Raw genomic sequence first — 3,071 nt, 5'->3', positions numbered from 1 at the left:
ACAAGCTCAGGGAGAAAACATTGCTCAGATTCTTGTAGATGGGAAACCTTTTTTTGGAGGCGATGTCCAAACAGCTTTACAAAATCTTCCTGCAGAAGTAATTCAAGGGATAGAAATTTTTGATCAAAAGAGTGAGAAGGCACAATTGAGTGGATTTGATGATGGGGAAAGGATGAAAACCATCAATATCATAACAAAACCAAATAGAAGAAAGGGGCAGTTTGGAAAGACATCAGCTGGTTATGGAACTGACGATACATATCTTTTGGGAGCAAGTATCAATGCTTTTAATGAAGATCAACGAATCACTTTTACTGGCTTAAGCAATAATATTAATGTTCAGGATTATTCTTCTGACCCAAATGCCCAAGGAAATAATAGACCCCAAAATGGAATTATTAAGACGAATATATTAGGTTTAAATTACTCCGACCTATGGAATGAAAAAATCAAAGTCAGCGGTAGTTACTTATTCAGAACAAGGGAAAATAATGGGATTTCTTCTCTTTTCAGAGATTATGTAACTGATTCAGAAAATGGTCAGATCTATAATGAAAATAGTAGAAACACTAGAACGAATCAGGACCATAGGTTTGATATGAGACTGGAATATAATATCGATGAAAAAAACAGGATCGTTTATCGACCTAGACTTTCTGCAGAAAATGACAAAGAAAACTCTGCTTTCATAGGAGAATCAACCAATCTAGATGGCCCTTTGAACAAAACAGAAAATGTTCGTACGGCAGATAATAAAGCATTTGATTTTGATAACAGACTCTATTACGGTCATAAATTCAATAAAGATGGAAGGTCATTGACAGTCAGACTGAATGCAGGTTATCACTGGGATAAAGATCTTGCCTTTAGGAGGGCTGAAAACACATTTTTCCAACCAAATGAAAGATCTGAAATCATAAACCAAAGAATTTCAAGAGATCGTACAGGAACCAATTGGGAGACAAGCGTATCATATACCGAACCTATTGGAAAGAATGGGCAGATGGAATTGGAGTACGAAATAGGAAATCGTGCGGATGATTCCGATCAATTAACTTTTGATATTATTAGTGAGGATCCGTCTGGCTTAGATTTGGAATTGGACACCGCTCTAAGTAATACCTTTGAAAGCAAATACCTTACGCAGGAAGTTGAACTTGGCTACCAGTACCGACTTGAAAAAATGCAGATCCAGGTTGAAGGGCAATACCAAAACGCCCAACTTCAAAATGACCAAGGGTTTCCTGCACCTTTTAATCTAGAAAGATCCTTTGAAAGCTTTTTACCGACAATTCGGTTTGATTATAAGTTTTCGGATAATACGAATATGGAATTGGATTATGATACCAATACAGATGCTCCTTCTGTTCAGCAGCTTCAGGGAGTTATTGATAATTCTAACCCATTACAACTTAGAACCGGAAATCCTGATTTGGATCAATCATATTCCAATAGAATTCGGTTAAGGTTTAGGAGTAGAAATCCAGACACCGATAAATCATGGTTCATATTTGCTCAATCCAGAATAGTAGCTAATTCAATTGCGAATAGCTCCTTCATCGCTGATCAAACCACAGAACTTCCAGGTGGAGTTATTCTAGAAAAAGGGTCACAATTATTCAGACCGGTAAATTTAGATGGATATCAAGATTTTAGATCTTGGGTAAGTTATGGAATGCCTTTCGGCTTCATTAAATCTAATCTAAATATCAATGGTGGGTTTAGTTATGAAAAAAGGCCAGGTCAAGTAAACAATGAATTAAGTTTCAATAATTCAAGTAGGCTGAGTACAGGTATTTCTATCAGTAGTAATATAAGTGATCAAGTTGATTTCAACATTTCTACAAGAATGTCTTTTAACAATGTTGAAAACACTCTTAATCCTAATCTGAACAATAAATATTATAACCAAAGGACAAGGCTTAATTTCAGCTGGATAATTTGGGAAGGTTTTATCTATCGACTGGATCTTAATCATCAGATTAATTCAGGCCTATCAGAAGGTTTTGACAACAATTTCTTACTGATGAATATGAGTCTTGGTAAAAAAGTGTTTAAAAATCAACGAGGAGAAATCTCTTTGAATGTTTATGATTTATTGGGACAGAATACCAGCGTCAGAAGAAATGTAACAGACGTTTATATTGAAGATATTCAAAACAATGTACTTCAGAGATATTTCATGTTAACTTTCTCATTCAACATCAGAAGGTTCAGCAAAGGAATGGACATGGATGATTATAACGACATGGTAAATTCCGGAGAAAGTGATAGAGGAAGAGGTCCAGGAGCTATTTAAAAAAGTGTATGGTCCGAAAATATTTTCGGACCATTTTTTTCACTCAGATCATTTTTTGAAGAATTAGAAAGTTCCATAATTTAATTAGAGGAAACTTTTCAATACTAATTGCCATTAGCATATAGGTTTGGTTTATCTCCAAACTGATTCAGAAATCCCTTTTTGAAATCACATCCTTTATGTCCATACCTTATTCTTTATTAGAATTATCAATCATTAGAGAAGAATTTGATGCAAAAGACGCTTATGACAGAAGCTTATCTTTAGCCCAAAAAGCAGAAAATCTCGGTTTCACCAGAATGTGGCTAGCCGAACATCATAATATGGCCTTTGTGGGAAGTTCATCCCCACAGATACTGATAGGCTATATAGCCAACGGTACTAAAACCATAAAACTGGGTTCAGGTGGTATTATGCTTCCAAATCATAGTCCTTTAATCATTGCAGAGCAATTTGGAACGCTGGCAACTTTATTTCCTGGTCGTATAGATTTAGGATTGGGAAGAGCACCTGGAACTGACCAAACCACAGCAAAAGCTCTTCGAAGGGGAAGAATGGAATCAGTTCAGGAATTTCCGAATGATTTAGATGAATTGAGTAATTATTTTTCAGAAGACAACATCGATCAAAAAGTTCGTGCCTTTCCCGCTGAAGGACTGGATGTCCCAATATATCTGCTTGGCTCAAGTATGAACAGTGCTGTATTGGCTTCGGAAAAAGGTTTACCGTATGCCTTTGTAAGTCATTTTGCACCAGGTTATTTGATTTCAGC

Annotated in this window: 2 protein-coding genes; both read left to right on the top strand. The window is 35.9% G+C overall.

Translation table 11 applies throughout. The features are described from left to right. Positions 1–2,299: outer membrane beta-barrel protein (locus tag Q0L68_RS18740; RefSeq protein ID WP_296705778.1), on the top strand; the 2,299-nt coding region annotated here is incomplete at its 5' end. Between the two features lie 179 nt (positions 2,300–2,478). Then, positions 2,479–3,071, top strand: a 593-nt coding sequence (locus tag Q0L68_RS18735) for an MsnO8 family LLM class oxidoreductase (protein WP_296705777.1), incomplete at its 3' end; no start/stop codon positions are given.

It is taken from the genome of Algoriphagus sp. (assembly GCF_024642405.1).
GTDB lineage: Bacteria > Bacteroidota > Bacteroidia > Cytophagales > Cyclobacteriaceae > Algoriphagus.
Note: the sequence above shows the minus strand (reverse complement) of the source record. Positions and strands in the feature narration are given on the sequence as shown.